Raw genomic sequence first — 24,646 nt, 5'->3', positions numbered from 1 at the left:
GGCGATACCGTCGACTCAACGCCCGAGTTTCTGTTTGATCGCAGGCAGGGCGGCCTGGGCGGCGCGCTCGCCTTCGAGCATGGCGTCGTTGCGGGCGGCGAAATCCCAGGATTTGACGTAGGGCAGCGTCGGCCGGATCACGATGTCGGCGCTGCGCAGTTCGCTGGCTCCGATCACGCTGCCCATGATCGTTGTCGTTTGCCAGATGATGGCTGTCAGGCTGTCCACCGGCTGGCCTTCGGCCCGGGCCGAGATGTCCACGGCGATAACCATGTCGGCGCCCATTTCACGCGCAGCCTGAACCGGGATCGGGCTGGTCAGCCCGCCATCGACATAGCTCTTGCCGCGAAACTGGGTGGGCTGAAATACGCCCGGCACGGCGGCTGAGGCACGGACAGCCATGCCCGAGTCGCCGGTCCGGAAGACGACGCGTTCCCCCGTATTGAGATCGGTGGCAACAGTGGCAAACGGTTTGTTGAGCTTTTCCAGCGGGCGGTTTTTCAGATGCTGATTGATGAATTCCTGCAGGGCCTCACCCTTGAGCAGGCCACGCCCGCCGAGCGTCCAGTCGGCAAATATTTTCTCGTCAAGCTGCTGGGCAATTTTCTGCATGACGAAGGCGTCGTAGCCGGCGGCGTAAAGCGAACCGACGACTGCGCCGGCGCTGGTGCCAACCACGTAGTCGGGGACAATGCCGTGTGACTCGAGCATCTTGATCACGCCAATATGGGCGAAGCCGCGTGCTGCGCCGCCGCCGAGCGCCAGGCCGATCTTGGGCCGGGCCGGTACGGTCGGCTTGCCAGGCATCAGGCTGGCACAGCCACCCAGTAGCAGCAGGCTGGCCCCGAGCAGGCGGCGCCGGCTGACCATGTGGAGAGGTGGCATCTGATCGGGCATGTTGGTGGCGGGGCGGCTTGAATCAATCATGTACGAAGACCAGGCCAAAGAGGCCGGTTGACGTGATTTTGTCGTCGACGGTGGTGTAAGAGGCGACACCCAGAGAGTGGTATTTCGATACAAATGAGGTCAGGTGGCCAATGCCGAGTACGCGCTCGATCTGGCTGCGTTCGCCAATCACCTGTTTGATTTTTTCCCGGTGCTTTTCGGGCGATGGGTTGAGCGTGAAGGCCAGAGCTAGCAAGGCGGCGGTGACGATGACGGGTAAGGCGATTGATTTGCTCATGTCGTGATCCTGCTGAAATTTTGATTCCGGCGTGACGGGAAATCCTCCGACAGGATTTTCCCGGGTTTACGGCTACCCGGGAGTGATCTTTTGTAACAGATTGGCCTGTGGTTTTGTCGTCAGACGTCGGCCTCGACCAGGCCGCCATCCTTTTCCATCCACGCCCGGCGACCGGCAGCTTCGCCCTTGCCCATGAGCAGGGTGAAGGTGGTGGTCATTTCCTTGATTGTTTCGCGGCTGGCCTGGAACGGCACGAGGCGACGAGTATCGGGGCAAAGCGTGGTTTCCCAGAGCTGGTCGGGGTTCATTTCGCCGAGGCCCTTGAAGCGGGAGACGGTGATCTTGTTTTCCGAAACGCCTTCGTCGCGCAGCTTGGTGAGGGTTTGTTCCTTCTCGGCTTCATCAAGGCAATACACCTTGCGCGTATGGCCGCGCGCCTCGACATCGACGCGAAAGAGCGGCGGCTGGGCGACGTGGATGTGGCCGCGCTCGACCAGTGCCGGGAAGTGCTTGAGGAAGAGCGTGAACAGCAACACCTGGATATGGCTGCCGTCGACGTCGGCATCGGACATGACGATGATGCGGCCATAGCGCAGTCCGGAGACATCGACACTGTCAATCTGGTCGATGCCGTGCGGGTCCACGCCGATGGCGACGGAAATGTCATGGACTTCGTTATTTTTGAACAACTGGTCGCGGTCGACTTCCCAGGTGTTGAGCACCTTGCCCCGTAGAGGAAGCACGGCCTGGGTTTCCTTGTCACGGCCCTGCTTGGCCGAGCCGCCGGCCGAGTCGCCTTCGACCAGGAAGACCTCGTTGCGGGAAATATCGTCGGATTCGCAATCGGTCAGCTTGCCGGGCAGGGTGGCGATCCCCGAGGACTTCTTCTTCTCGACCTTCTGCGTCGATTTCATGCGGTTCTGCGCCGCCTTGACCGCCAGTTCGGCGATCTTCTTGCCGAAATCGGCATGGCTGTTGAGCCACAATTCGAAGGGGTCGCGCACCATCTGCGACACTAGCTTGTACGCGTCGCGGCTGGTCAGCTTTTCCTTGGTCTGGCCCTGGAACTGCGGGTCGAGCACCTTGGCCGAGAGCAGGTAGGTCATCCGGCCGCAGACGTCTTCCTGGGCCAGCTTGACCTTGGCCGGGAGAATGGCGTGATGCTCGGCGAAGGTCTTGATCGCCTCGAAGACACCGGCCTTGAGCCCGGCTTCGTGGGTGCCGCCGTCCAGCGTCGGGATCAGGTTGACGTAACTTTCCGGCTTGCCGCCGCCTTCCTCGAACCAGGCGAGGGCCCAGGTGGCACCTTCGCCGATGGAGAAGCCGTTGGCCGTGTCGACATACTTTTCGCCAACAAAAATCGGCGCGACCGGCGTACCGACCATCATTTCGTTGAGGTAATCGGCCATGCCGTTCTGGTAGCACCAGACCTTCTTGTCCTGGCCTTCGATGTCGAGTTCGACCGTGACATTGGGCATCAGCACGGCCTTCGAGCGCAGCAGGTGCTCGAGTTGCGGCAGATTGATCTTCGGAGAGTCGAAGTATTTGGGGTCGGGCTGGATGCGTACTGTCGTCCCGGTATTGCGCTGGCCGCAATCGCCAATGCGCGACAGCGGTTCGGTCACGAAGCCGGCGCCGAAGGCGATGTGATGCACGCCCCCGCCACGCTTGATCTCGACTTCAAGGCGGATCGACAGGGCATTGGTTACCGAGACGCCGACACCGTGCAGGCCGCCGGAGAAGCGATAAGCGTTGCCTGATTCGGTCTTGTTGAACTTGCCGCCGGCGTGCAGCTTGCAAAAAACCAGTTCGACCGCCGGCCGGCCTTCGTCCGGGTGGATTTCAACGGGGATGCCGCGCCCATTGTCGGACACCTCGATGATGCCGTCGGCCCGAACGCTAACGGCAATCTTTTTGGCGTAGCCGGCCAGCGCCTCGTCGGCCGCGTTGTCGATGACTTCCTGAATGATATGGGTCGGGCAGGTTGTCCGGGTGTACATGCCGGGACGTTCCTTGACGGGTTCGAGATCTTTCAGGACGCGGATGGATGAGGCGGAGTATTCAGACATGGCTTTTCAAAAACGGATGAGTTTCACAGGCTGTCACGACCGACAGTCAAAACCGGTGGATTCTACCTTGCCGCGACCGCTCCTTCATGATCGGTTCACAAGGTGTTTTTTTCGACGGTAGAATTACAATCCGACATTCAAATGTCATATCCTGAGAAGCATGCGCCGCAACCATGGCTTTACCCTCATCGAATTGGTCATCGTCATTGTCATTCTTGGCATACTGGCTGCGGTCGCCATTCCCCGATATGCGAATATTCACCGGGATGCCCGTATCGGATCGGTCAGGGCCCTGGAAGCCGCCGTTCGTTCGGCCGATGCGCTGATTGCTGCCGGTGTCGTCGTCAAAGGACTGAGTTCCCAATCTGGGACTGCTACCGTCTATCCCAATGGCACAGCGATTGCCGGTGACACGACAGCGATCCGCGTCTATGGTGGGCATCCCGATTCGCAGCTGGATGGCATCGGAAATGCCTTGAGCGGTGCCAATATCGGGTTTGGCTATGGTCGCAATAATGCAAGTGTGACAGTCAGATATGGAGATTTCACCGTGCGCTGGTCGGCCAACAATCTACGATGGGAATATACGGCAGCGCCAACACCCGCCACCTGCAGGGTCAACTATTTAAACGGCGGTGCCGGCGCAATCGTCAGCACGGATATCTCAGGTTGCTGAATGTAGGCTGCTTGCCTGCCTATTTGCTGATTTCCGGCAAGGGGTCTTGATGGTGTTGAATCGGCCCCGAAGTTTTTCCCGATTTCGCGCCATTGCGCTGGCGTGGCATAATGCAGCTACCCTCCAGGTTAGTCGAGGAGCAGTTTATGGATAACAAAATGTCAGACGGAAAAAAGCAGCAACGTCAGGCCGAGCGTCGGGTCAGGACCCATATCGAGCCGCCGCCCTACGAGACCTGCGACGGGGAAATGCAGACTGACCGCCGGTCAACGTTTGATCGCCGGGCGACATGGATACGCGAGTTCTCACTGGAGACTTCTTCCGGTCAGGAATCCTGAGGTGGCAGGCGCCAGCCTGCTCGTCCTGATCGACGATATTGCCGCGATCCTCGATGATGTCGCGGTATTGACCAAGGTTGCAGCCCAGAAGACGGCCGGGGTACTCGGCGACGACCTGGCGCTGAACGCACAGCAGGTGGCCGGCGTTGCCGCCGAACGCGAATTGCCCGTGGTCTGGGCGGTCTGTGTTGGTTCCCTGAAAAACAAGCTGATTCTGGTTCCCGCCGCCCTGGTGATCAGCGCGGTCATTCCCTGGGCGGTGACGCCCCTGTTGATGCTTGGTGGCATTTATCTGTGCCTCGAAGGCGTCGAGAAACTGGCCCATCCCTGGTTGCACAGCGCCAGCGAAGATACTGCCGAGCATGCCGTTGAACTGGCTGCGGTGGCCGATGAGGCGGTTGATCTGGAAGTATTCGAGGCAGAAAAGATCAAGGGCGCGATTCGCACTGATTTCGTCCTGTCGGCCGAAATCATTGTCATTGCCCTCGGCACTGTCGCCAGCCAGCCCTTTACCACGCAATTGACGGTTCTGGCCGGCATTGCGTTGCTCATGACTTTCGGCGTTTATGGGCTGGTCGGCGGCATCGTCAAGATGGATGACGTCGGGGCCTGGTTGCTGCTCAAGGGACGTGGCGTCATGAAAACTGTCGGCAAAGGGCTGCTGCTGGCCGCGCCGAAACTGATGAAGACTCTGACCATCGTCGGTACGGCGGCAATGTTCCTGGTCGGCGGGGGGATTTTGTCGCACGGCATGCCGCCCGTTCATCATGGTATCGAGCAGGTTGCCGGGATGGCTGGTGTGATGGGTGCGCCGATATCGCTGCTGCTTGACGCGGCAGTTGGTGTGCTGGCGGGCGTCCTGGCCTTGTGCGGCATGCTGGCGACGACCGCGGTACGCAAGCGGTTGGCGGGCAGGGCAGCGTAAGGGCATACCGATTGACATGCTTAGGCCCGCTTGGCGGCCTGTTCTGACCAGAAGCGCAAGTATGCCCTGGCGGTGATGCGACCTGATTTCAAACCAGAGGCCAGCGCTTTCTCAGCATCACTCTTCCGGCCAAAGAGCATGAAAACTTCCGCTTCGACCAGGGGGCAAATGTCGTCTTCAGCGACGAAGTGTGCTGAATAATCAGGCAGTGAAAACACTGACGAACCGAGTTGTGGCGACAGTGAATCCTGGATGTTTCCTTTTCTGAAAAATGGAAGCAACTTGGCCAGGCTGATATGGCGTATCAGACTGGTGGCCGGGAAGAGGCTTGCCGCTTTGTCTGTCATGTGTCTGTGCTCCGGTGTTTACTCGGGTTTTGCTGTCGTGATGGCGATCAAAGGCTGAAAATGTGCTCAGCCCGTACCGCCGAAGCCACCGGCTGACCGAAGCGGCGGTTTTACAGTTGTAAGGCTATTCGCTGCGGTGTCTGATTGGCTGGGCATGGGATCGGTCTCATCGACGATGTTGTCCCCATAGCTATTGCAAGTAGCGGGCCAGTTATTAAGTTATTGATATTTAACGGATTTATATTTTTACGCGGCTGATCGCTGTCGCTCTATAGCGACAAGCATTTGCCGCTATCCGGAAAATTCACGGTATTTCCGCTGTTTTACACTGTCACTAAATAGCGACAGAATTCGCCTGGGCAATTCCCTAGCGAAATTTTCTCTAATCAGGCCGTCAGGGTAACGATGATTTCGCGCTGATGTCCCTGCGCCCGATGTTCGAACAGATATATCCCTTGCCAGGTGCCGAGCAGCAGGCGGCCATTGGAAAACGGGATGGTCAGGCAGACCCCGGTGAGCAGGGCGCGAGCGTGGGCGGCCATGTCGTCGTCGCCTTCGAGGTCGTGGCGATAGGCCGGGTCACCATCAGGGGCCCAGCGTTGCATCAGTGTTTCGAGGTCGCGACGAACGGTGGTATCGGCATTTTCCGTGATGGCCAGGCCGCAACTGGTATGGCGCACGAAAACATGGGCGACACCGGTATTGGCCACCGCATGCCTGACCAATGCAGCAATGTCATCGGTGATGTCGACCGAGCCGCGGCCACGGGTGGTGACGACAAGATGGTGCTGTTCGGCCATGGGACAGCTCAATCCTTCTTGAGCAAGGATTGCAGCGCGGCAAAGGGATTGTGCGTGGCACTTCCGCCGCGCTTGCTGCTGTCGGTGTAGCCACGGTCGGCTTCGATCTGCTTCTGGTGCTCGTTGTCATGGCAATAGAGACAGAGCAATTCCCAGTTGCTGCCGTCGTTGGGGTTGTTGTCGTGATTATGGTCGCGGTGGTGCACGGTCAGTTCGCGCAGGTTGGCGGTGGTAAATTCGCGGGCGCAACGGCCGCAAATCCACGGATAAATCTTCAGGGCGCGTTCGCGGTAGCCTTCGGCGCGGGTGTCAGCGGCCTTGCGGGCATCGAGAACGACCTGGTCGAGGCGGTTGTGATTGATGGTTTTCATGAAAGACTCCCGTGTTTTCCCGATTTTACGTCGCAACCCCTAAAATGTGTCTTTGCCAACGAATCCATACGCACCATGCCGCGCATCAAAATCGACCTGCCCGAATCCTTTTCGTTTTCCACCGAAATTCCGATCTATATCGGCCATATCAACTACGGGAATCATCTCGATAATGCCCAACTGATCTCGCTGGTTTCCGAGGCGCGGGTTCGCTACTTCAAATCGCTCGGCTATACCGAACTCAATGTCGAAGGTGTGGGTATCGTGGTTGCCGATGTCGCGGCGCAGTATCGCTCCGAAGCTTTCCATGGTGAGACGCTGGTCATCGAAATGGCGGCCAATGATTTCAACAAATATGGCTGCGACCTCGTCTGGCGCCTCAGCGACAAGGCGAGTGGCCGTGAAGTGGCGCGCGGCAAGCACGGCATCATGTTCTTCGACTACAGCGTCCGCAAGGCGACCTCGGTGCCGGGAGCCTTTGTCGCCAGGGCGGCCGCCTGATGATTCCGATCCGCTACGTCGAGCCGGTTTTTCGCCCGCCGAGCGAAGCGGAGTCGCTTATATTGCCGGTTACCGACGGCTGTTCGTGGAACAAATGCACATTTTGTGAAATGTACACAGCGCCGCAGAAGAAATTTTTGGCGCGCGGCGAGGATGAGATTCTCGAAAGCATTCGCCTGACCGGTCAGCGATATGGCGGTGACATCCGCCGCGTCTTTCTGGCTGACGGTGACGCGCTGGTCCTGCCGACCCGTCGCCTGATCAGCATCCTTGAAGCCATCCACACCTACATGCCGGCTGTTCGGCGGATTTCGAGTTACTGCCTGCCGCGAAATTTGCGTAAAAAGTCACAAGCGGAAATCAATGAACTGGCTGCCGCCGGCCTGAAAATGGTCTATGTCGGTGCCGAGTCGGGGGACGATCAGGTGCTGACTTCCGTCGACAAGGGCGAAACATTTGACACCACCTGCGAGGCGCTGGGCAAACTCGGCGCGGCGGGTATAACCCGCTCGGTCATGATATTGAACGGTCTGGGCGGCAAGATTCTGTCGTCGCAGCATGCACAAAACTCCGCACGGCTGGCCAATGCAACGCAGCCTGAGTACCTGGCCACCCTGGTGGTCAGCTTTCCCCAGGGCGAAGCACGCTTTCGCGCCGGATTTCCTGGTTGGGAGCCGTTGAATCAGCATGAATTGTTCGTCGAGATGGAGCAATTTCTCTCGGCGCTGGAATTAAAACGGACGGTCTTTCGTAGTGATCACGCGTCGAACTGGCTGGTCCTCAAGGGCACGCTCGGGGCTGATAAGGCGCGACTGCTGCAGCAGGTTCGCTCGGCCATTGCATCGCCCGAGGCTGCACATTTACGTCCGGCATGGGCGAGGGGGCTTTAAGCCGGGCGACAGGGACTATTACGTTTGCCATATTTACAAAAAATGTGGCATTGGCATATGCTGATTACCTTGGAATCCCGACAAGGTATCCGTCTAATGCTGGAACTTCTTATTGCGTTCATACCTGCCGGATTGGCGATTTTCGCCGCATTCATCGTGCTGCTCAGGGATATTCTGGGTAAATAAATCGTCGCGGACCGTCAAGCAGACATCGGGCATCAACTGCCAGTCGTCTCATCCAAATCGCGACTTATATTGTGTCCGGACATGCTCAGGTTGCGGACATCCAGAGAGCTAAAGAGCCATCTCAGTCTTTGGAATAATTCGCACCAGTACAATCCGTGGGCCAGTCATTTTCTTTACCACTGCGTCGAACTGCGGAAACGATATGCGTTGCCCCTCTTCGGGTAGATCGCCTAGCTGCTGCAAGATCAGTCCTCCCACCGAGTCCACTCCGGCCTCATCAATATCAATGCCTAATGCACGTTCCAAAGTGAAGATAGGCAGACTACCCTTTCCAATTAGCGAGCCATCATCCAGCTTTGACCACTCATTATGTGACTGGCGAAACTCGTCACGAATCTCACCAACCAAAGCCCCAAGCAAGTTATCTAGCGTGATGAAGCCAATCGGCTGACCATCGTTGTACGCAACCACGGCGAAATGTGGTGCGCCCAGACGAAATCGGCGGAAAAGCTCTGTGGCAGAAAGACTCGGTGTGACAACGACAACCGGCCGAACCAAATTCTCAAGCGTATCGAGTTCAGGGTTCTTTCGCAGCGCGATGAAAATGTCTTTCAGATGGACAACACCTTTGGCGTGACCGTCTTCTGCCAGGTATGGATAGCGGCTGAAGCGATGCTGAACAATCCTCTCCAGACTTGTCTCAATGTCATCCATTTCCGATAGCGGAACGGCTTCATTGAATGGCCGCATTAAATCGGCTACCTCCAGGTCTCGGAAATCGAGCGCCTGTGCCAAGACTCTCCACTCATCCCCAGTGAAGTCAGCGTCTGCCCTTGATGAGCGGAGAATGACCTTTAACTCCTCGGCCGAGTAGTGGCTGTCGTGGCCGGTATGAACATCCAGATTGACCTTGCGCAGAACCCAGTTGGCGCTGTGGTTCAGCACCCAGATTGCTGGATACATAGCCCAGTAAAAGGCATAGAGTCCGGGCGCCGTCCAAAGTCCAACTTTCTCGGTAATGCGGATGGCCATGGATTTCGGTGCAAGTTCACCGACGACGATGTGCAGGTAGGAAATAATGAAGAAGGCAATGGCAAAGGCAATGCCGTGAACCAATTCCTCTCCTGCGACACCTATCGCAGTGAGGAAGGGGCGCAGCAAATCTGCGAACGCCGGTTCGCCTACCCAGCCCAAACCAAGTGATGCAAGCGTAATTCCAAGCTGACAGGCAGAGAGGTAGGCTTCAAGGTCCTGATGAACCTTGGCCAGAATGCGGCCGCGCCAGCCGTATGTCTTTGCAATGGCCTTCACTCGACTTTGTCGGAGTTTTACAAGACCGAATTCTGCGGCAACAAAAAAGCCGTTCAGGACAACTAGTACAAGAGCGACTATGACCAACATTAAACTACTGCCCATATAGCGGACACACGGTGCCCTGCACCTTTCTTTAAACTTGATGGGGGTATGGTAAACCGAAAGGCCGCTTTGGCTTGGATTAGCGCCATGGCGTTGGCTTTGTCACTGCTGACTGTGAATGGCACCCAGCCGCCATTCAACCCTTGTTGCTCAAGCTGTCATGGTTCCCGGCCTAGTGTCGCGATAACAGGTCGCGCACTTTGCATAGCGCCAGGGTGATGTCGAAGTGGGGGGCGGGCAGGGCTTCGCCGGCCAGGATTTTGGTGATGGCGAGGATGGGGTCGCTTTCGCCGGTGAGCAGAACCTCGGTGCCGCGCTTTTTCATGTGCCGGATGAAGCCGTCGCCGGCGCTGGCAGCGACGACGAGGTCGACGCCATCGAGCGGGTGCGGGGCATCGTCCGCGAAAACGTGCAGTACCTGGTTATTGTCGAGGTCAATCCGTGTCGGCGCTGGCAGTAATTGGTTGGCACGGTGCTCGGACAGATTGTAGAGGAGCCACTGGCGCGTCTGTCCGGCGTGGCTGCTGACGGTAGTGAACCCTTGGGTGGCGATGGCGATCTTCACAGGTCGTAACCGTATGATCTGATAATCACCCTGGCTTTTTCGCTCTTCAGATAGGTGAGCAGGGCACTAGCTGCTGGCTTGTCACGGCCTTGATTGAGCCGGATGGCGTCCTGCCGGATCGGTTCATGCAGGCTGGCCGGTACGATCCAGGCCGAGCCGCCGGTCAGTTTGCCATCTTTCCAGATTTGCGAGAGTGCGACGAAGCCGATTTCAGCATTGCCGCTGGCGACAAACTGGTACGCCTGGGAGATATTTTCACCCAGGACGAATTTTGGCTGGAGTGCCAACAGCAGGCCTTTTTTCTGCATGACTTCGATGGCAGCGGCGCCGTAGGGGGCTGTTTTCGGATTGGCCAGCGCGAGGTGGGCAATATCCGCCCTCTTGAGCACTTCGCCCTTGTCATCAACCTTATCCGTTTGTGCCGACCACAGCGCGAGGCGACCGATGGCGTAAGTGAAGCGGCTGCCAGCCACGGCCTGTCCTTCTTTTTCCAGTCTGGCCGGGGTTTCGTCGTCAGCTGACAGAAAAATGTCGAAGGGTGCGCCGTTGGCAATCTGGGCGTAGAACTTTCCGGTGGCACCGAAGGCCAGCGTTGCCTTGTGACCAGTGTCTTTTTCAAACTGGGCGGCGATCTGCTGCATCGGGGCCGTGAAATTGGCCGCAACGGCGACCTGAACTTCGTCAGCCCAGGCCGGCAGGGCGAGGAGCGAGAGCAGTAGGGGGAAGAGTCGGGGCTGGCGCATGGGCTGAGGTATACCATTCAGGCATCAAAGTGCAAAGCCAGGCTGGCCAGCACCTGCGGTAGGGGGAGGTTTTCTTCGCTTTCCAGGATACCTGGCACCGGGTGAGGGAATTCGTAAAAGATGCCGTAGGTGCCGGTGCGCTGACCATGGAGGTATACATGAGCGCGCAGGGTGGCGATTTCGGCGTGGCGCAGGGTGACGATGTGCGGGTCCTGGCCGGCATCGGGCTCGATATCGCAGGCCTTGGCGATACGTTCGTCGAGCGACACGAGGACGCGGCGGATTTCGCGGGATTTAGGGGCTGCCCAGGGGTTGGCGTTCATGGCATTAGCTCCGCTTCGATTTGTGCCAGCCAGCCGTCGATGCGCGCTTCGGTGAGGACCGGCTGGTTGATCTGGTCGATGGGCAGGCCGAGAAATTCGTCGCCATCGACCGCCTGCGAGCCGGCGAATTCATAACCGGCTATTGGCCAGCGGCCGACCACACGGGCGCCGCGACTGACCAGCGCATCGTGGATGAGGCCGATGGCATCGACGAATTCATCCGGATATTTCTTCTGGTCGCCAAGACCAAAAATGGCGATGACCTTGCCGGACAGATCGGACTCTGCCAATTGCGGCAGGAACTCCTCCCAGCTGGGCTGACTGAGGCCGACCGACTGTCCGGGCAATTCGCCATCACCGAGCGTCGGGCTGCCGAGGATCAGCGCATCGTAGGCAAGAAAGCCGGAGAGCGTCGTCCGCCCGATATTGACCGGTGGATCGGCAGCGTCGCCGAGTTTTTTGGCGATCTGCTTGGCGATCAGCCGGGTGCGTCCGGTATCTGTGCCGAAGAAGATTCCGATTTTAGCCATGACTGTTCCTCAGGCGATGACGGATTCTTCCTGCGTCAGCTCTTCCGGCAGGCAGCCAACCGGGGCTCCCAGGCTGCCGTCCGGACCGTTTTCGAACTGAACCAGGTAAATTTCCCGTGTTTCGTCGAGCTCAGCCACACCAAAATGGATCACCACGCCGCGCATGCCGGTTGGGACGATCAGGCCGTCCTCGTCGTCGATGCCGGGCATGCCGCCATCGTTGAAGATATCTTCGGTGGCGAAGACCATGTCGCCGATCTGGTATTGAATTTTTTCCATGATGTCAGGCCCAGACATCGGCAGGTGCCAGCAGGCGGGCCACCGGTTGATCGAACAGCAGGTGCTCATCGATGATGGCGCCGACGTCTTCCGGCTTGACGCCGGTGTACATGATGCCTTCCGGGTACACCAGCACACTCGGGCCAAGGTGGCAGGGGCCGAGGCAGCCGGTATTGGTCAGCTGGAAGCCCGAGGCCCACAGGTTGCGGGCGGTGAACTCATCCGAAAAGGCCTGCCAGGTCTGGCCGCAGGCTTTTTCCTGGCAGGAGCCGCGGGGGTGTCCGGCGGGGCGGCCCTGTACACAGACGAGGACGTGTTTTTTCGGTTTAGGCATCGGGCTCTCCTTGTAGATAGCTTTGCTATTGCAAGGGGAGTGCCAGCGTTCAAGCCAGTTAAATCAATGACTTGGGATGTCTTGTATTGTCGTGTTTGCGACAAGTTCGGGGGTGCGGAGGGTTCAACCACCGAGCCGCCAGCTGCCTTCGGCCTGAGACCCCGGCTCGTCGCGAAGCGCCAGATGCGTTAGACGGCTCACCCCGACAGCCATTCTAGCGATGGCGCGTGTCCCGCAACCGATGGTCAATACCACCTGAGTCCACATTTCCAGGCGTGTTTCCCAGTCAATCCGATCCATCCAGCCATCTGTTGCCCGGTGCCCAAGGTAAGGCCGTCAACTCGCTCCGGGGCGGCCAATATCCCGGCCTAGCGGCTTATCACGACCTTTTGATAGAGACTGCCAAAGCAGGTTTCCTTGGTCAAGGATGAAAGGGGTCGGCTGGCTGGCAGGTAGCTGCCGATCTCGTTGTGCCAGAGATCCATGGCGAATGGCTCCAGATGTTTGAGAATCGGCGCCATCACGTAGCGCAGCGGGTTGCGGCGGCGAGGTTGGTGATAGTCGACAATGATCACGCGACCGCCCGGTCTGGTGACCCGCAGGGCTTCCGCCAGTGTGGCGCGGCGCACCGCCTCGGGCTGCTCGTGGAGAAGGAAAAAGAGCACCACGGCCTCGAACGATTCATCGGGAAAATGCAGGCAACTGGCATCCTGGCGGTGCAGGCGAACCGGCGCGTCGGGCTGCAACTTGGCGCGCAGGTTGTCGATCTGGATGGGGGCCACGTCGACGACATCAAGTGTGCCGCCGGGAGCGAGGGCGGTGAGCAGGCGCGGCGTGAAATCGCCGTAGACGCAGGCAATCTGGAGAACATTCTGGTCAATCGGGGTGTCCAGTTCAGCCAGGGCGAGGTCGCGCAGCCGCTTGAAGTTGCCCCAGAGAATCAGATTAACCATCCACGGGCGATCAAAGAAGCGCACGGCGGCCGGATGCAGGTAGGCCCACCAGTAGTTCTTTTCGAGGTAGTCGGGTAGTTCCGGATGGCCGGCAAAGTGCGCCGAGCTGCCAAGAGGAAAGGGCGGCGCGATACGTTCAGCGGATTGTTTCATGGATCATCTTTCGCACGCCATGGGGCCTGTGGTCGAGGTTGCCGTTCAGCGTACTGCGGTCGGGTCGGTTCAATCCATCAAACTTACACCTCTGCGACAAGGAATGCGACCCTGAAGCGCATTTTGGTAGCGGATGCCAGTGTGCCGCACCACACTAGAATTGCTTGACCTCGATATTCAGTGTCTGGATACGGTAGGCAATCTGGCGAGGTGTCATGCCGAGAATGCGGGCAGCCTTGGCCTGCACCCAGCCGGCATGCTCCAGGGCGGCAATGACGCGCTCCTTTTCCGACAGGTTGGGATCGTCGATATCGATCTCGGATCCCCCGCCGGCGCTTGGGCTGGCCATCGGTGACACGGTGCGCAAGGGGCGCGGGCTGCTGCGTTCGCGGGCACTCGGGAAGCGGATCAGATCGACGTCGATATTGCCGTCTTCGGAAAGTACCGCCGCACGTTCCAGGCAGTTTTCCAGTTCGCGTACATTGCCCGGCCATTCGTGGCTGGCCAGCCGGCGATTGGCCATGTCGGTCAGCTTGAGCCGGCGCTTCTGATCGTTGCCAATCTTGGTCAGCAGGTGGCGGGCTATTTCCGGGATGTCCTCGATACGTTCGCGCAGCGGCGGCAGGAAGAGCGGCATGACGTTGAGCCGGTAGAAAAGGTCTTCGCGGAAATCGCCCATTTCGACAGCGGTTTCGAGGTCGCGATGGGTCGCTGCGATGATGCGGACATCGACCTTGATGGTCTTGCTGCCGCCGACCCGCTCGAATTCCCCTTCCTGCAGGATGCGCAGCATCTTGGCCTGGAAGGCGGGCGACACTTCGCCGATTTCATCGAGGAAGAGCGTGCCCCCGTGCGCCTGCTCGAAGCGGCCCTTGCGCGATTCGACAGCGCCGGTGAAGGCGCCGCGCTCATGGCCGAATAGTTCGGATTCGAGGAGGTTTTCCGGCAACGCGGCGCAATTGAGTTTGACCAGCGCGTTGCGGGCGCGTGGCGAGTTGTAATGGATGGCATTGGCGATCAGTTCCTTGCCGGTCCCGGTTTCGCCGCGGATCAGCACGGTGGTGTTCCATTTGGCGACCATGCGTGCCTGATCGAAAACCCGACGCATCACCGCCGAACGGCCGACCATGCTGTCAAAGCCGAACTGGTGGCGGACGGTGCGGCGCAAGAGGTCGCGCTCTTCGAGCAGGGATGATTTTTCCTGAGCGATTGACATGGCCAGGTTGAGGCTCTGGCCGATCAGGTTGGCGACCATTTCGACAAACTGGGCACGCTCATCGAGCAGGCCATCCTCAGGGGCTTCCGGCTGGACGGCGAGAACGCCCTTGAGGTCGCCGCCGACCTTGATCGGCACGGCAATGAAGGGCAGGTCAGCCTGATAGACCCCGTTGCGGTTGAGGAAATGAGGTTCGTCGCTGCCATGTGCCAGCTTGATGGTGCGTGGTCTTTCCAGCACCAGCCCGATGATGCCTTCGCCCGGACCGTACTGGTTGTCGTCGAGAATCGGGCCTTCCGGGGTGTAGATGGTGTGGATGTTGAGTTTGCCGCTGTCCGGGTCGAGCACACTGATCAGGCCACGGGACAGACCAGCCTCGTCGTGCAGGACGCGCAGGACATCGCGCAGGGTTTCATTGAAGTCGAGCGAACGGCTGAGCACCCGGCTGACGGCATAGAGTGCCGCCAGTAGCTGGATGTTCAACTCGTGCGTTCGGCAGAATCCGCCTGCCGGCAGGCACTCGTCGTTAAGGGGGTGAATGGTGTGTTCGTGCATGCTGTTCGTTATTCTCAGATCGGGTCGCCGTCGACGCGGAATTCGACAATGGCGGCACAACCACCGCCCGGGCTTTCGTCGAGATCGATGATGCCGCCATGGTCGGCCACCACCTGCTGGACGCGCGAGAGGCCGGTACCAATATGTTTGCCACAGCCGCCCTTGACCGTGAAGAACGGCTCGAAGGCCTTGTGTCGCCATTCGTGCGGGATGCCGGGGCCACTATCGAGTACGGCGATGACGATGCAGTCGTCTTTCAGGGCACTGGTCAGCGACAGTTCGCGGCGCTTCCAGCCCTTGATGTTCATCGCCTCGATAGCGTTGTCCACCAGGGCCTTGAACAGCATGCGCAGTTGCAGCGGACGGCCGAGCAGGGGCGGCAGGGTCGATGCCGGTTGCCAGTCGACGACGATGCCGGCGGAGAGCAGGCGAGGAGTGCTGACTTCGAGCACATCGCGCAGGATTTCATTGATGTTGACGCTGACGATGATCTCCTGCGGACTTTGCGGGATCACCTGGCGCAATGTTTCGAGATGCTCGCGGCTGCCGCTCAGTGCTTCCTGGAGCATCGCCGCACTGGCCGGGTCGCGGCGCTGGAGGACGGAAATGGCTGACAGCATGACGTTCATCGGCTCTTCGAGGCGGAAGATCGCCGCCGACAGACCTTCGCGAATCGCTGCCGTACGCTCCTCCTCGGCCAGCACCGCCTGTAATGCCGAGGCGCGGGCCCGTTCCTGCTCGTCGCGCAGATTGGTGATGTCGGTCATGACGACGAGCAGGCCGGGCTGTCCGGCGGCGCAGAAATAGCTGTCGGCGCAATCGCTGTGCATGTCGATGATCGAGGAAGTGACCGACAGCCAGCGCGGCCGGCCAGCCGCCCGGTCAATACGGGCCTCGCGCTGGTTGAGCAGGCAATCCTGAGGGTGCTCGGCGAGGATTTCACGCCAGGTCGGCAACAGGTTGTCGAGGACGGTGTGGGCAGGCTCCTTGAGCCGCAGGTCGGTGACCAGTTTCTTGTATTCCTGGTTGTCGAGAACCACCCGGCCGGTCGGATCGAGCAGGGCGAACGCCATCGGCGCGGCATCGACCACCGATTCGATCAGATGTTTCTGGTTGCGGACCAGGCGTTCGAGGCGATGCATCTCGGTAATGTCACGATGCATGCCGACAAAATGGGTGGTCTTGCCGCTGCGGTCGATGACCGGTGAAATATCCAGTTCGGCCAGATAAAGACTGCCATCCTTGCGCTTGTTGAGCAGTTTCCCGGTCCATGGTTTCTGGGCTGAAAGTTCAGTCCACATGGTCTTGTATAGCTCGGGTGGTGTGGTGTGATTGGACAGTTCGGCCTCGTTCTTGCCGACAATCTCGTCCTTGCCATAGCCGGTAACTCGGGTAAAAGCCTCGTTGGCAAACAGGATGTTGGCCTTGGTGTCGGTGATCGAAATCGCCAGGTCGGCCTGGTCGACTGCCTGTCGATAAGCCTCCGGGGGCAGTGCGGTCTCCTGCGCTTTCTTGGCGCGTGCTTTGGCAAGCGGTGTAGCCGACATGAACGAGCTCCTCTGACAATCGTTTTAGTGGTGATAGCACGATTCATGCCGCGGTGCAGCAATTGGCCTGCGCGTCGCTTGTAGCAAGGATTCGGAGCAAATGCGACGAATTTAATGTTGCGTTTGCGACATTCGGCGGGGTGAAAAAGGCACCGGATTTGTGCGCCAGGGGTCTGTCGCGAGGAACGCGGGCTATTTTTCGAGGCATAAGGGCAAAAGGGCCGGGAATATCGGTCTTTTATGGTGCATCAGGGTGCTGGCTGCGATTGGCATGGAAGCTGCTAAACCGGTATCAAACCAATCCGCCAGCAGACCATGACCACTTCTCAAACCGCGCCCGATTCAACTGTTGCTGCTGCCAGCCAAGCCAGAATGTTCAGGCACGGCCTGATCCTCGGCCTGTTCTGTCTGGGTTTCGGCTTGTTGCTGGCGGTCACTGATGCGATCACCTTTGACGACATCGGGGCGCGGGCCATCGAGGACAAACAGAACTCGCTGAGCCAGGTGCTGCCGGATGAGTTGCACGACAACAACCCGGTGACCGATACCTTGAACATGGTCAATGCCGAAGGCAAGGAGCTGATTGTCTTTCGCGCCCGCAAGAACGGGCAGGTGACCGGGGTGGCCTACGAAATTTTTGGCAGCGGCTATGCCGGTGAAATGAAATTGATGATGGGCATCGCTGCTGACGGCAAATTGCTCGGCGTGCGCGTCCTGGCCCACAAGGAAACACCGGGTCTGGGCGACAAGATCGAAGCCAAGAAAGGGCCGTGGATCGAGCGCTTCACCGGCCTGTCGCTGGGCAACCCGCCGCTGGAGCGCTGGAAGGTGAAGAAGGATGGCGGTGATTTCGATCAGTTCGCGGGTGCCACCATCACGCCCCGTGCCGTGCTCAAGGCAATTCGCAGCGGGCTGGAATTTTTCGCAGAGAACCAGGCAGTTTTGACGAAGGGCGACTGACATGGCAAACGGCAACTACAAGACAATCATGAAGGATGGCCTGTGGGACAACAATGGCGTCTTCAGCATGCTCCTCGGCATGTGTCCGTCGATGGCGATGACGACCAGCGCCACCAACGGCTTCGGCATGGGACTCGCCACCGCCGTGGTGATGGCGGCCTCGAGTTATCTGGTTGCCGTCTTCCGCAACCGGATCACGACGGAGGTGCGGATTCCCGTCTATATCCTCATCGTGGCGGCGATGGTAACGGTGGTCGACCTCGGCATGAATGCCTGGATGCACGAGTTGTACAAGGTGCTCGGCCTGTTCATTCCGCTGATTGTGTCGAACTGCCTGCCGCTTGCCCGGCTTGAAGCCTTTGCCGCCAAGCAGCCGCCGTTCCCGGCGTTTCTCGATGGCCTGTTCATGGGCCTCGGCTTCACCATCGCCTTGACGGTGATTGGCGCGGTGCGCGAAATCATTGGCTCCGGCACTCTGTTTGCCGATGCCTCACTGCTCCTCGGGCCGAGCTTCAAGGCGATTGAATTGCGCCTGCTGCCGGCTGACATGGGCGTCCTGATGATGATTCTGCCCCCCGGTGGTTTCATCGTCACCGGCCTTCTCGTCGTCGGCAAGCGCCTGCTCGACCTGCGCGCCGGCAAGGAAATCCAGATGGCCGGCGCCCACGCCGTTTGATCATGCCCACCATTCACCTGAAACCCTCGCCAACTGATTCAACCGCCGCCGTGCGCTCGGTTGAAGGGATCGCCCGCGTCGTCCGCGTCGATGGCGATCTGGCCTGGCTGGAACCGGAGCAGACGACCAGTTGCGGCCACTGTGCGTCAAGTGCCAGTTGCGGCGTCAGTTCGCGCGAGGAGGTGGGTATCGGCACGGTGACCAGTCGCCTGCAGGCACGCCGCTTCTATCTTGATAACCCGGATGGGGCGTTGGGCTTTCGTGAGGGTGACAGGCTTGTCGTCGGTATCAGCGAAAGCGCCTTGCTCAACGCCGCCATGACCGCCTACGGCGTTCCCTTGCTCTTTGCCCTGACTGCCGCCTCGGTCGCCCAGTCACTGCTTGGTGATGATCTGACCACCCTGTTCAGCATGGCTGGCGGCCTGGCGCTCGGCCTGCTCGTGGGGCGCTTCAAGGCGCGTCGTCTGGCGGCGAAAGGCGATCTGGCCCCGCATTTCCTGCGGCGGGCGCGACCTGACGAAACCTGCGGCACTGTTTAGGAAAAAGCGATGAAAGAATTTGCCCTGATGATGATTGGCGCGGCTCTGGTGAACAACGTGATCCTCGCCCGCTTCCTTGGTCTGTGCTCCTTCATGGGGGTGACGACGAGGGTCGATACGGCGGCCGGCATGGGGTTGGCCACCACCTTCGTGATTACCGTCTCGTCAATGGCTGACTGGGCCGTCCAGACCTATCTGCTCGATGCCTACGGGCTTGGCTTCCTGCGTACCGTGACCTTCATTCTGGTCATCGCCAGCGCCGTCCAATTTACCGAAATGACCATCAAGAAGGTGTCGCCCAGCCTGTTCCAGATGCTCGGCATTTACCTGCCCCTGATCACCACCAACTGTGCCGTACTGGGTGTGGCGCTACTGCTGGTCGAAGGCAAGATGGGCTTTCTGAGTTCGACCATGTTCGCCTTTGCCTCGTCGGTTGGTTACAGCCTGGTCATGATCATTTTCGCCGGCCTGCGTGAGCGTCTCGTGCTGGCCCACGTGCCCCGACTGTTCGCCGGGCCCCCGATTGCCTTCATCGTGGCCGGCATGCTGGCCATGGCATTCATGGGTTTTTCGGGGATAGCGACGGGCTAATCATGCAAAAAAACACGCCGGAAGGAGAGTCAGCATGTTGATGTCAGTAGGAAGTCTTGCCGCGATGGGCCTGACCCTCGGCAGCGTGCTCGGGGTTGCATCACGCTATCTGGCCGTCGAGGAGAACCCGATCGAGGCCGAACTGCAGGCCATGCTGCCCGGTTCTCAGTGCGGGCAGTGCGGCTACGTCGGTTGCGCCCAGGCGGCGGTGGCGCTGGCCAAGGGGGAAGCCCCGGTGACCCTGTGTCCGCCGGGGGGCAAAGCGACGGCCGAAGCGCTCGCCGCCAAGCTGGGGATCAAGGTCGATCTGTCTCAAGTCTCCGACAGCGGCCCGCAGATCGCCGAGGTCACCGAGGAAATCTGCATCGGCTGCTGCCGCTGCATGAAGGTCTGCCCGACTGATGCCATCATCGGTGCTGCCAAGCAGATCCATAACGTCATCCGCGAAGCCTGCACCGGCTGCTCATCCTGCGTTGATGTCTGCCCGACCGAAGCGCTCGGCATGATGCCGATTCCCGTCACGCTGCAACACTGGACCTGGCCGAAGCCGGCGTCCGCCCATAGCTGAGGATACAACGATGGGATTTCTTGACCGCTTTCTGAAGTCGCCCAGTTGGGGCGTCCATCCGGAGGATCACAAGCGTCCGGCGGCGGATGTGCCGCTGCGCCTGTTTCCTTCGCCTGAACGGGTCTTCATGCCATTGCATCAGCACGTTGGCGGGGCTGCCCGGCCGGTCGTCCTGGTCGGCCAGAAAGTGCGCAAGGGTGAGCTGATCGCCGAGGCGCAGGGCAATATCTCGGCGCCCATCCACGCCCCGGTTTCCGGGACGATCAGCGCCGTCGGCGAAGTCACCGCGCCGCATCCGTCGGGCCTGCCGTTCAAGGCAATCACCATCGATTCGGACGGTCAGAATCGCTGGCTTGAGGCTGAGCCGCTGGCTGATCCGTTTGCTGCCGCGCCCGAGGAAATCGCCCGGCGCGCTGCTCTGGCCGGGGTGGTCGGCCTGGGTGGGGCGACCTTCCCGTCGGCCGTCAAATTCGCCCTGGGCAAGCGCCTGAAAGTGTCGACCTTGATCGTCAATGGCGGCGAGTGCGAGCCTTATCTGTCGAGTGACGACCGCATCATGCGCGACTTCCCCGAGATGGTGGTCGATGGGGCGCGCCTGATCATGCATTCGATTGGTGCCAGCGAGGCGCTGGTCGGAATTGAGGACAACAAGCCGGAAGCCATTGCCGCCATGCGTGTCGCGGCGGCTGCCTATCCGGAAGTGAAAATCCGCCCGGTTCCGGCTCGCTACCCGATGGGGTCAGACAAGCAGTTGATCCAGACACTGACCGGCAAGGAGGTTCCTTCCGATGCCCGTGCCGCCGAAGTCGGGGTGCTGGTCCATAACGTGTCGACCTGCGCCGCGGTGCACAAGGCCATTCGTCTGGCCCAGCCACTGGTCGAGCGCATCGTCACGCTCAATGGTGGGGCCATCGTCACGCCGGGTAATGTTTATGCGCCGCTCGGTACGATGATCGGCGAACTGCTGGCCTTTGTCGGCCTCAAGGAAGCGCCGTCGCGCCTGATTCTCGGCGGGCCGATGATGGGCACGCCGCTTCTCCATGACCGCATTCCCATCGTCAAGGGGGCTTCCGGCATCCTCGCCTTCGACGCCGCCGAAGCCTTCGTCCCGGATGCCGGACCGTGCATTCGCTGCGGCAATTGCACCAAGGCCTGTCCGATGGGCCTGCTGCCGCTCGAAATGGCCGCCCGTATCAAGGTCGGTGATCTTGAGGGGGCTGAAGCCTACGCGCTGGGTGACTGCATTTCCTGCGGCTGCTGCGCCTATGTCTGTCCGTCGCACATTCCGCTCGTTCAGTACTTTAGCCACGCCAAGGGTGAACTGACGGCGGCCGAACGGACCAAATTGCGTACCGATGCGACGAAGCGCCTAGCTGAAGCCAAGACGGCGCGGGTCGAACGCGAGAACCGTGAAAAGGCGGAAGCCGCAGCCAAACGCAAGGCCGAGCGCGAGGCGGCCAAGCTGGCGGCTGCCTCAGCCAGTCCAGTCGCTGAAAAAACCGAGGGAGCTTCCGCATGAGCCAAACGTTCGTTACTCCCGTTGCCGCACCGCACACGACGACGACCAACAGTCCGGCCCGCATCATGGAGCTGGTCATGCTGGCGCTGGCCCCAGCCACACTTTACGGTTTCTGGCTATATGGCTGGCCGTCGGTCTATGTGTGGCTATTTACCGTCGGTGCCGCCATGCTCGGCGAGGCATTTTCCCTGCGCCTGCAAAATCGCCCGGCCAGGCCTGTGCTGATGGACGGCTCTGCCGTGCTGACCGGCTGGCTACTGGCTGTTTCCCTGCCGCCCTGGGCACCCTGGTGGATCGCCGTGTTTGCCGGTCTGTTCGCCACCATGCTGGGCAAGCAGGCATTCGGTGGGTTGGGGCAGAACCTGTTCAATCCGGCCATGGTCGCCCGGGTGGCCGTGCTGATTTCCTTCCCGGTCCAGATGACGGCCTGGGTGACGCCGCTGCCGATGTTCACCCTGGGCGCGCCAGGGCCACTGGAAGGCCTGCTTATCGTGCTGCGCGGCGTGCCGCCGGCCTTCGACGCGGTGACCAGTGCGACCATGCTCGGTTATGCCAAGACCGAACTGTCGCGGGGCATCGACCTGCTCGAGTCTGGCCTGCATGCGCCCGCCGTCTCGGCGCTCGGCTACCGCCCCGGCAGCCTTGGTGAAACCGCAGCCTGGCTGATCGCTGCCGGTGGTGTGGCGATGATTGGCCTGCGCCTGATCACCTGGCATATCCCGCTCGCCATGCTGGCCGGCATCGCCATTCCGGCCGCCATCCTGCACGCCGTCGATCCGGCGCGTTATCTCGATATGGGCACGCATCTGCTATCTGGCGGTGCGTTGCTCGGTTCCTTCTTCATCGCCACCGACTATGTGACTTCGCCCAATGCGCCGCGCGGCCAGTTGATCTTCGGCTTCGGCTGCGGCGTCTTCACCTACATCATCCGGACCTGGGCCGGCTATCCCGAAGGCGTGGCCTTCGCGGTGCTGCTCATGAACTCGATGACGCCGATCATCGACACCTATTTCAAACCGCGTATTTATGGCCGTGACCGCAAGGGTAAACCTTTGCCGACGAGCAACTGAAGGAGATAAGACGCCATGCAGATCGGTGTTGCCTATTCCGAGCCGGGTCAGCAGATCTGGCTCAATATCGAAGTGCCCGACGAGTCATCGGTCCACCAGGCCATTGAGCGCTCCGGCATCCTCAAGCAGTTCCCGCACATCGACCTGAGCGCCCAGAAGGTCGGCGTTTACGGCCGCCTGGTCAAGCTCGATGCCGGTCTCAAGCCGGGCGACCGCATCGAGATTTATCGCGGCATCATCGCCGACCCGGAAACCGTGCCGCGTCGGGACATGAATGAAGACGATTGAAAGCGATGCGGGTGTCGGGATTGTCGCCTTTGTGACAAAGTAAAAAATAAAATAATGGCGTTAAAACAGTTGGTTAGGGGTGGCATCCATCTTGCTGGTTAGGGTTAAGACCTGTGGAGAACAGCATGAAAGCCAGCGAAATCCAGGCCCTGCTCGATGAGCCCGCCTGTAGCCATAATACGAAGGAAAAGTCCGGTTGCGCCAAACCCAAACCGGGGGCGACGGCTGGTGGATGTTCCTTTGACGGCGCGCAGATTGCCTTGCTGCCGATAGCCGATGTTGCCCACATTGTGCACGGGCCGATTGCCTGTGCCGGGTCGTCCTGGGACAACCGGGGGACGCGTTCTTCCGGCGTGACGCTGTACAAGATCGGCATGACGACCGACCTGTCGGAAACCGATGTGGTTATGGGGCGGGGCGAGAAGCGGCTGTTTCATGCCATCAAGCAGGCCATCGACAGCTATGCGCCCAAAGCCGTCTTTATCTACAACACCTGCGTCACCGCGCTGATTGGCGATGATGTTGGGGCCGTCTGCAAGGCGGCGACCGAACGCTGGGGCGTACCGACGGTGCCGGTCGATGCGGCCGGTTTTTACGGGACCAAGAATCTCGGTAACCGGCTGGCCGGCGAGGCGATGTTCAAATACGTCATCGGCACGGCCGAGCCGGAACCGGCCAAACAGCGCGCCGATGGACTGCCGACTTACGATGTGAACCTGATCGGCGAATACAACATCGCCGGTGAGTTCTGGCATGTCGCACCGCTCTTCGACGAGCTTGGTCTGCGCATACTCTGCACCCTGTCCGGCGACTCACGCTTCCATGAGGTGCAGACCATGCACCGGGCCAGGGTGAATATGGTGGTGTGTGCCAAGGCCTTGCTCAACGTGGCGCGCAAGATGCAGGATACCTACGGCCAGCCCTTCTTCGAGGGGAGTTTCTACGGTGTCCAGGATGTCTCCAACGCCCTGCGCGATTTCGCCCGGCTGATCGGCGACCCCGACCTGACGGCGCGGACCGAGGCAGTCATCGCCCGTGAAGAAGCCAAGGCCCATGCCGCGCTTGAACCCTGGCGTGCCCGCCTCAAGGACAAGCGTGTCCTGCTCTATACCGGCGGCGTCAAATCGTGGTCGATTGTTTCAGCCTTGCAGGATCTGGGCATGAAGGTGGTGGCCACCGGCACCAAAAAATCAACCGAGGAAGACAAGGCGCGCATCCGCGAACTGATGGGCGAGGACACCAAGATGATCGACGATGGCAGCCCGAAAGCGCTGCTGTCGACGTATCACGAGTACCGGGCCGATATCCTGATCGCCGGCGGCCGAAATCTCTACACGGCGCTCAAGGCGCGGATTCCCTTCCTCGATATCAATCAGGAGCGTGAATTCGGCTATGCCGGCTATGACGGCATGGTCGAACTGGCCCGCCAGTTGGCCCTCTCCATGGAAAGTCCGGTGTGGGCTGCTGTCCGCAAACCTGCGCCGTGGGCGAAGCAGAGCGGGCCGGGCACCGTGCTGGCGGCGTAAGGAAAAATC

The 24,646-nt window shown here is 60.0% G+C and carries 31 protein-coding genes; 14 read left to right on the top strand and 17 right to left on the bottom strand.

Going from position 1 to position 24,646, the window contains the following annotated elements; genetic code table 11:
• Positions 1-15 precede the first annotated feature (15 nt).
• The 3 genes from HYN24_RS08010 to parE form a co-directional block, all read right to left on the bottom strand.
• The gene (locus HYN24_RS08010) at positions 16-927 is read right to left on the bottom strand and encodes a patatin-like phospholipase family protein (RefSeq protein WP_240327638.1); all 912 of its coding nucleotides are present in this window, start codon (positions 925-927) and stop codon (positions 16-18) included.
• Complete coding sequence (locus HYN24_RS08005) at positions 920-1,183, bottom strand: hypothetical protein (RefSeq protein WP_117608761.1); 264 nt, start codon at positions 1,181-1,183, stop codon at positions 920-922. Before HYN24_RS08005 ends, HYN24_RS08010 begins: the two co-directional genes overlap by 8 nt.
• 119 nt (positions 1,184-1,302) lie before the next feature.
• Complete coding sequence (gene parE, locus HYN24_RS08000; protein ID WP_117608760.1) at positions 1,303-3,252, bottom strand: DNA topoisomerase IV subunit B; 1,950 nt, start codon at positions 3,250-3,252, stop codon at positions 1,303-1,305.
• A 160-nt stretch (positions 3,253-3,412) separates the two neighbouring features.
• On the opposite strand from parE, the gene HYN24_RS16295 reads away from it, so the two are divergent.
• From HYN24_RS16295 to HYN24_RS07985, 3 genes are all read left to right on the top strand, one after another.
• Complete coding sequence (locus HYN24_RS16295; RefSeq protein ID WP_117608759.1) at positions 3,413-3,928, top strand: prepilin-type N-terminal cleavage/methylation domain-containing protein; 516 nt, start codon at positions 3,413-3,415, stop codon at positions 3,926-3,928.
• A 158-nt stretch (positions 3,929-4,086) separates the two neighbouring features.
• Positions 4,087-4,266, top strand: a complete 180-nt coding sequence (locus HYN24_RS07990; protein WP_162888661.1) for a hypothetical protein — start codon at positions 4,087-4,089, stop codon at positions 4,264-4,266.
• 1 nt (position 4,267) lies between these two features.
• Positions 4,268-5,191, top strand: coding sequence for a DUF808 domain-containing protein (locus HYN24_RS07985; RefSeq protein WP_117608757.1), 924 nt, complete (start codon positions 4,268-4,270; stop codon positions 5,189-5,191).
• A gap of 20 nt (positions 5,192-5,211) precedes the next feature.
• Here the strand turns inward: HYN24_RS07985 and HYN24_RS07980 are convergent, their stop codons facing one another.
• From HYN24_RS07980 to HYN24_RS07970, 3 genes are all read right to left on the bottom strand, one after another.
• Entirely contained in the window at positions 5,212-5,538 is a 327-nt protein-coding gene (locus tag HYN24_RS07980) for a hypothetical protein (RefSeq protein WP_117608756.1), read from the bottom strand.
• A 386-nt stretch (positions 5,539-5,924) separates the two neighbouring features.
• Complete coding sequence (locus tag HYN24_RS07975; RefSeq protein WP_117608755.1) at positions 5,925-6,338, bottom strand: secondary thiamine-phosphate synthase enzyme YjbQ; 414 nt, start codon at positions 6,336-6,338, stop codon at positions 5,925-5,927.
• Positions 6,339-6,346: 8 nt separating this feature from the next.
• Positions 6,347-6,709: a YajD family HNH nuclease gene (locus tag HYN24_RS07970; RefSeq protein WP_117608754.1), complete on the bottom strand. Its 363-nt coding sequence runs from the start codon at positions 6,707-6,709 to the stop codon at positions 6,347-6,349.
• A gap of 75 nt (positions 6,710-6,784) precedes the next feature.
• Between HYN24_RS07970 and HYN24_RS07965 the strand changes: the two genes are divergently transcribed.
• The gene (locus tag HYN24_RS07965; protein WP_117608753.1) at positions 6,785-7,210 is read left to right on the top strand and encodes a thioesterase family protein; all 426 of its coding nucleotides are present in this window, start codon (positions 6,785-6,787) and stop codon (positions 7,208-7,210) included.
• Positions 7,210-8,100, top strand: coding sequence for a radical SAM protein (locus HYN24_RS07960; protein WP_117608752.1), 891 nt, complete (start codon positions 7,210-7,212; stop codon positions 8,098-8,100). Before HYN24_RS07965 ends, HYN24_RS07960 begins: the two co-directional genes overlap by 1 nt.
• 294 nt (positions 8,101-8,394) lie before the next feature.
• On the opposite strand, the gene HYN24_RS07955 is transcribed toward HYN24_RS07960, so the two are convergent.
• The 11 genes from HYN24_RS07955 to nifL all read right to left on the bottom strand — a co-directional run bounded on the left by HYN24_RS07955 (position 8,395) and on the right by nifL (position 16,900).
• A complete protein-coding gene (locus HYN24_RS07955; protein WP_240327637.1) occupies positions 8,395-9,687 on the bottom strand; it encodes a hemolysin family protein in 1,293 nt (430 codons plus the stop codon).
• A 187-nt stretch (positions 9,688-9,874) separates the two neighbouring features.
• The gene (locus HYN24_RS07950; protein WP_117608750.1) at positions 9,875-10,267 is read right to left on the bottom strand and encodes a hypothetical protein; all 393 of its coding nucleotides are present in this window, start codon (positions 10,265-10,267) and stop codon (positions 9,875-9,877) included.
• Positions 10,264-11,010: a molybdate ABC transporter substrate-binding protein gene (modA, locus tag HYN24_RS07945; protein WP_117608749.1), complete on the bottom strand. Its 747-nt coding sequence runs from the start codon at positions 11,008-11,010 to the stop codon at positions 10,264-10,266. The genes HYN24_RS07950 and modA overlap by 4 nt, the downstream gene beginning before the upstream one ends.
• A 17-nt stretch (positions 11,011-11,027) precedes the next feature.
• Positions 11,028-11,333, bottom strand: coding sequence for a hypothetical protein (locus HYN24_RS07940; protein WP_117608748.1), 306 nt, complete (start codon positions 11,331-11,333; stop codon positions 11,028-11,030).
• Entirely contained in the window at positions 11,330-11,863 is a 534-nt protein-coding gene (locus HYN24_RS07935; RefSeq protein WP_117608747.1) for a flavodoxin, read from the bottom strand. The genes HYN24_RS07940 and HYN24_RS07935 overlap by 4 nt, the downstream gene beginning before the upstream one ends.
• Positions 11,864-11,872: 9 nt before the next feature.
• Positions 11,873-12,142, bottom strand: coding sequence for a nitrogen fixation protein NifZ (locus tag HYN24_RS07930; protein ID WP_117608746.1), 270 nt, complete (start codon positions 12,140-12,142; stop codon positions 11,873-11,875).
• Positions 12,143-12,146: 4 nt separating this feature from the next.
• Positions 12,147-12,476 carry a ferredoxin gene (locus tag HYN24_RS07925; protein WP_117608745.1) on the bottom strand — a complete coding sequence of 110 codons (330 nt, stop codon included), beginning with the start codon at positions 12,474-12,476 and terminating at the stop codon, positions 12,147-12,149.
• 123 nt (positions 12,477-12,599) lie between these two features.
• On the bottom strand, positions 12,600-12,776 hold the full coding sequence (locus tag HYN24_RS15870) for a hypothetical protein (RefSeq protein WP_162888660.1): 177 nt from the start codon (positions 12,774-12,776) through the stop codon (positions 12,600-12,602).
• Between the two features lie 68 nt (positions 12,777-12,844).
• Positions 12,845-13,582 carry a rhodoquinone biosynthesis methyltransferase RquA gene (rquA, locus tag HYN24_RS07920; protein WP_117608744.1) on the bottom strand — a complete coding sequence of 246 codons (738 nt, stop codon included), beginning with the start codon at positions 13,580-13,582 and terminating at the stop codon, positions 12,845-12,847.
• A 154-nt stretch (positions 13,583-13,736) separates the two neighbouring features.
• Positions 13,737-15,353, bottom strand: a complete 1,617-nt coding sequence (gene nifA / locus HYN24_RS07915; protein ID WP_117608743.1) for a nif-specific transcriptional activator NifA — start codon at positions 15,351-15,353, stop codon at positions 13,737-13,739.
• 14 nt (positions 15,354-15,367) lie between these two features.
• Positions 15,368-16,900: a nitrogen fixation negative regulator NifL gene (gene nifL / locus HYN24_RS07910; protein ID WP_117608742.1), complete on the bottom strand. Its 1,533-nt coding sequence runs from the start codon at positions 16,898-16,900 to the stop codon at positions 15,368-15,370.
• A 315-nt stretch (positions 16,901-17,215) separates the two neighbouring features.
• On the opposite strand from nifL, the gene rsxG reads away from it, so the two are divergent.
• The 9 genes from rsxG to nifE all read left to right on the top strand — a co-directional run bounded on the left by rsxG (position 17,216) and on the right by nifE (position 24,637).
• Positions 17,216-17,860 carry an electron transport complex subunit RsxG gene (gene rsxG / locus HYN24_RS07905; RefSeq protein WP_117608741.1) on the top strand — a complete coding sequence of 215 codons (645 nt, stop codon included), beginning with the start codon at positions 17,216-17,218 and terminating at the stop codon, positions 17,858-17,860.
• A gap of 1 nt (position 17,861) precedes the next feature.
• Positions 17,862-18,536, top strand: coding sequence for an electron transport complex subunit E (locus HYN24_RS07900; RefSeq protein WP_117608740.1), 675 nt, complete (start codon positions 17,862-17,864; stop codon positions 18,534-18,536).
• 2 nt (positions 18,537-18,538) lie between these two features.
• Entirely contained in the window at positions 18,539-19,075 is a 537-nt protein-coding gene (locus tag HYN24_RS07895) for a SoxR reducing system RseC family protein (protein WP_117608739.1), read from the top strand.
• Positions 19,076-19,084: 9 nt separating this feature from the next.
• The gene (gene rsxA / locus HYN24_RS07890) at positions 19,085-19,666 is read left to right on the top strand and encodes an electron transport complex subunit RsxA (protein WP_117608738.1); all 582 of its coding nucleotides are present in this window, start codon (positions 19,085-19,087) and stop codon (positions 19,664-19,666) included.
• Between the two features lie 34 nt (positions 19,667-19,700).
• A complete protein-coding gene (locus tag HYN24_RS07885) occupies positions 19,701-20,234 on the top strand; it encodes an RnfABCDGE type electron transport complex subunit B (protein WP_117608737.1) in 534 nt (177 codons plus the stop codon).
• Between the two features lie 10 nt (positions 20,235-20,244).
• Positions 20,245-21,753: an electron transport complex subunit RsxC gene (gene rsxC, locus HYN24_RS07880; protein WP_117608736.1), complete on the top strand. Its 1,509-nt coding sequence runs from the start codon at positions 20,245-20,247 to the stop codon at positions 21,751-21,753.
• Complete coding sequence (locus HYN24_RS07875; RefSeq protein WP_117608735.1) at positions 21,750-22,823, top strand: RnfABCDGE type electron transport complex subunit D; 1,074 nt, start codon at positions 21,750-21,752, stop codon at positions 22,821-22,823. Before rsxC ends, HYN24_RS07875 begins: the two co-directional genes overlap by 4 nt.
• Before the next feature lie 15 nt (positions 22,824-22,838).
• Entirely contained in the window at positions 22,839-23,111 is a 273-nt protein-coding gene (locus tag HYN24_RS07870) for an RnfH family protein (RefSeq protein ID WP_117608734.1), read from the top strand.
• Positions 23,112-23,236: 125 nt separating this feature from the next.
• Positions 23,237-24,637, top strand: a complete 1,401-nt coding sequence (nifE, locus tag HYN24_RS07865) for a nitrogenase iron-molybdenum cofactor biosynthesis protein NifE (protein WP_117608733.1) — start codon at positions 23,237-23,239, stop codon at positions 24,635-24,637.
• The last annotated feature ends 9 nt before the right edge of the window (positions 24,638-24,646 follow it).

Source organism: Dechloromonas sp. HYN0024, from assembly GCF_003441615.1.
Taxonomy (GTDB): domain Bacteria; phylum Pseudomonadota; class Gammaproteobacteria; order Burkholderiales; family Rhodocyclaceae; genus Azonexus.
Note: the sequence above shows the minus strand (reverse complement) of the source record. Positions and strands in the feature narration are given on the sequence as shown.

What these genes read in the sequence shown, in the direction of transcription:
- HYN24_RS08010 (WP_240327638.1), bottom strand. Translation starts at nt 927, where the DNA reads ATGATTGATTCAAGCCGCCCCGCCACCAACATGCCCGATCAGATGCCA.
- HYN24_RS08005 (WP_117608761.1), bottom strand. Translation starts at nt 1,183, where the DNA reads ATGAGCAAATCAATCGCCTTACCCGTCATCGTCACCGCCGCCTTGCTA.
- parE (WP_117608760.1), bottom strand. Translation starts at nt 3,252, where the DNA reads ATGTCTGAATACTCCGCCTCATCCATCCGCGTCCTGAAAGATCTCGAA.
- HYN24_RS16295 (WP_117608759.1), top strand. Translation starts at nt 3,413, where the DNA reads ATGCGCCGCAACCATGGCTTTACCCTCATCGAATTGGTCATCGTCATT.
- HYN24_RS07990 (WP_162888661.1), top strand. Translation starts at nt 4,087, where the DNA reads ATGTCAGACGGAAAAAAGCAGCAACGTCAGGCCGAGCGTCGGGTCAGG.
- HYN24_RS07980 (WP_117608756.1), bottom strand. Translation starts at nt 5,538, where the DNA reads ATGACAGACAAAGCGGCAAGCCTCTTCCCGGCCACCAGTCTGATACGC.
- HYN24_RS07975 (WP_117608755.1), bottom strand. Translation starts at nt 6,338, where the DNA reads ATGGCCGAACAGCACCATCTTGTCGTCACCACCCGTGGCCGCGGCTCG.
- HYN24_RS07970 (WP_117608754.1), bottom strand. Translation starts at nt 6,709, where the DNA reads ATGAAAACCATCAATCACAACCGCCTCGACCAGGTCGTTCTCGATGCC.
- HYN24_RS07965 (WP_117608753.1), top strand. Translation starts at nt 6,785, where the DNA reads ATGCCGCGCATCAAAATCGACCTGCCCGAATCCTTTTCGTTTTCCACC.
- HYN24_RS07960 (WP_117608752.1), top strand. Translation starts at nt 7,210, where the DNA reads ATGATTCCGATCCGCTACGTCGAGCCGGTTTTTCGCCCGCCGAGCGAA.
- HYN24_RS07955 (WP_240327637.1), bottom strand. Translation starts at nt 9,687, where the DNA reads ATGTTGGTCATAGTCGCTCTTGTACTAGTTGTCCTGAACGGCTTTTTT.
- modA (WP_117608749.1), bottom strand. Translation starts at nt 11,010, where the DNA reads ATGCGCCAGCCCCGACTCTTCCCCCTACTGCTCTCGCTCCTCGCCCTG.
- HYN24_RS07940 (WP_117608748.1), bottom strand. Translation starts at nt 11,333, where the DNA reads ATGAACGCCAACCCCTGGGCAGCCCCTAAATCCCGCGAAATCCGCCGC.
- HYN24_RS07935 (WP_117608747.1), bottom strand. Translation starts at nt 11,863, where the DNA reads ATGGCTAAAATCGGAATCTTCTTCGGCACAGATACCGGACGCACCCGG.
- HYN24_RS07930 (WP_117608746.1), bottom strand. Translation starts at nt 12,142, where the DNA reads ATGGAAAAAATTCAATACCAGATCGGCGACATGGTCTTCGCCACCGAA.
- HYN24_RS07925 (WP_117608745.1), bottom strand. Translation starts at nt 12,476, where the DNA reads ATGCCTAAACCGAAAAAACACGTCCTCGTCTGTGTACAGGGCCGCCCC.
- HYN24_RS15870 (WP_162888660.1), bottom strand. Translation starts at nt 12,776, where the DNA reads ATGGATCGGATTGACTGGGAAACACGCCTGGAAATGTGGACTCAGGTG.
- rquA (WP_117608744.1), bottom strand. Translation starts at nt 13,582, where the DNA reads ATGAAACAATCCGCTGAACGTATCGCGCCGCCCTTTCCTCTTGGCAGC.
- nifA (WP_117608743.1), bottom strand. Translation starts at nt 15,353, where the DNA reads ATGCACGAACACACCATTCACCCCCTTAACGACGAGTGCCTGCCGGCA.
- nifL (WP_117608742.1), bottom strand. Translation starts at nt 16,900, where the DNA reads ATGTCGGCTACACCGCTTGCCAAAGCACGCGCCAAGAAAGCGCAGGAG.
- rsxG (WP_117608741.1), top strand. Translation starts at nt 17,216, where the DNA reads ATGACCACTTCTCAAACCGCGCCCGATTCAACTGTTGCTGCTGCCAGC.
- HYN24_RS07900 (WP_117608740.1), top strand. Translation starts at nt 17,862, where the DNA reads ATGGCAAACGGCAACTACAAGACAATCATGAAGGATGGCCTGTGGGAC.
- HYN24_RS07895 (WP_117608739.1), top strand. Translation starts at nt 18,539, where the DNA reads ATGCCCACCATTCACCTGAAACCCTCGCCAACTGATTCAACCGCCGCC.
- rsxA (WP_117608738.1), top strand. Translation starts at nt 19,085, where the DNA reads ATGAAAGAATTTGCCCTGATGATGATTGGCGCGGCTCTGGTGAACAAC.
- HYN24_RS07885 (WP_117608737.1), top strand. Translation starts at nt 19,701, where the DNA reads ATGTTGATGTCAGTAGGAAGTCTTGCCGCGATGGGCCTGACCCTCGGC.
- rsxC (WP_117608736.1), top strand. Translation starts at nt 20,245, where the DNA reads ATGGGATTTCTTGACCGCTTTCTGAAGTCGCCCAGTTGGGGCGTCCAT.
- HYN24_RS07875 (WP_117608735.1), top strand. Translation starts at nt 21,750, where the DNA reads ATGAGCCAAACGTTCGTTACTCCCGTTGCCGCACCGCACACGACGACG.
- HYN24_RS07870 (WP_117608734.1), top strand. Translation starts at nt 22,839, where the DNA reads ATGCAGATCGGTGTTGCCTATTCCGAGCCGGGTCAGCAGATCTGGCTC.
- nifE (WP_117608733.1), top strand. Translation starts at nt 23,237, where the DNA reads ATGAAAGCCAGCGAAATCCAGGCCCTGCTCGATGAGCCCGCCTGTAGC.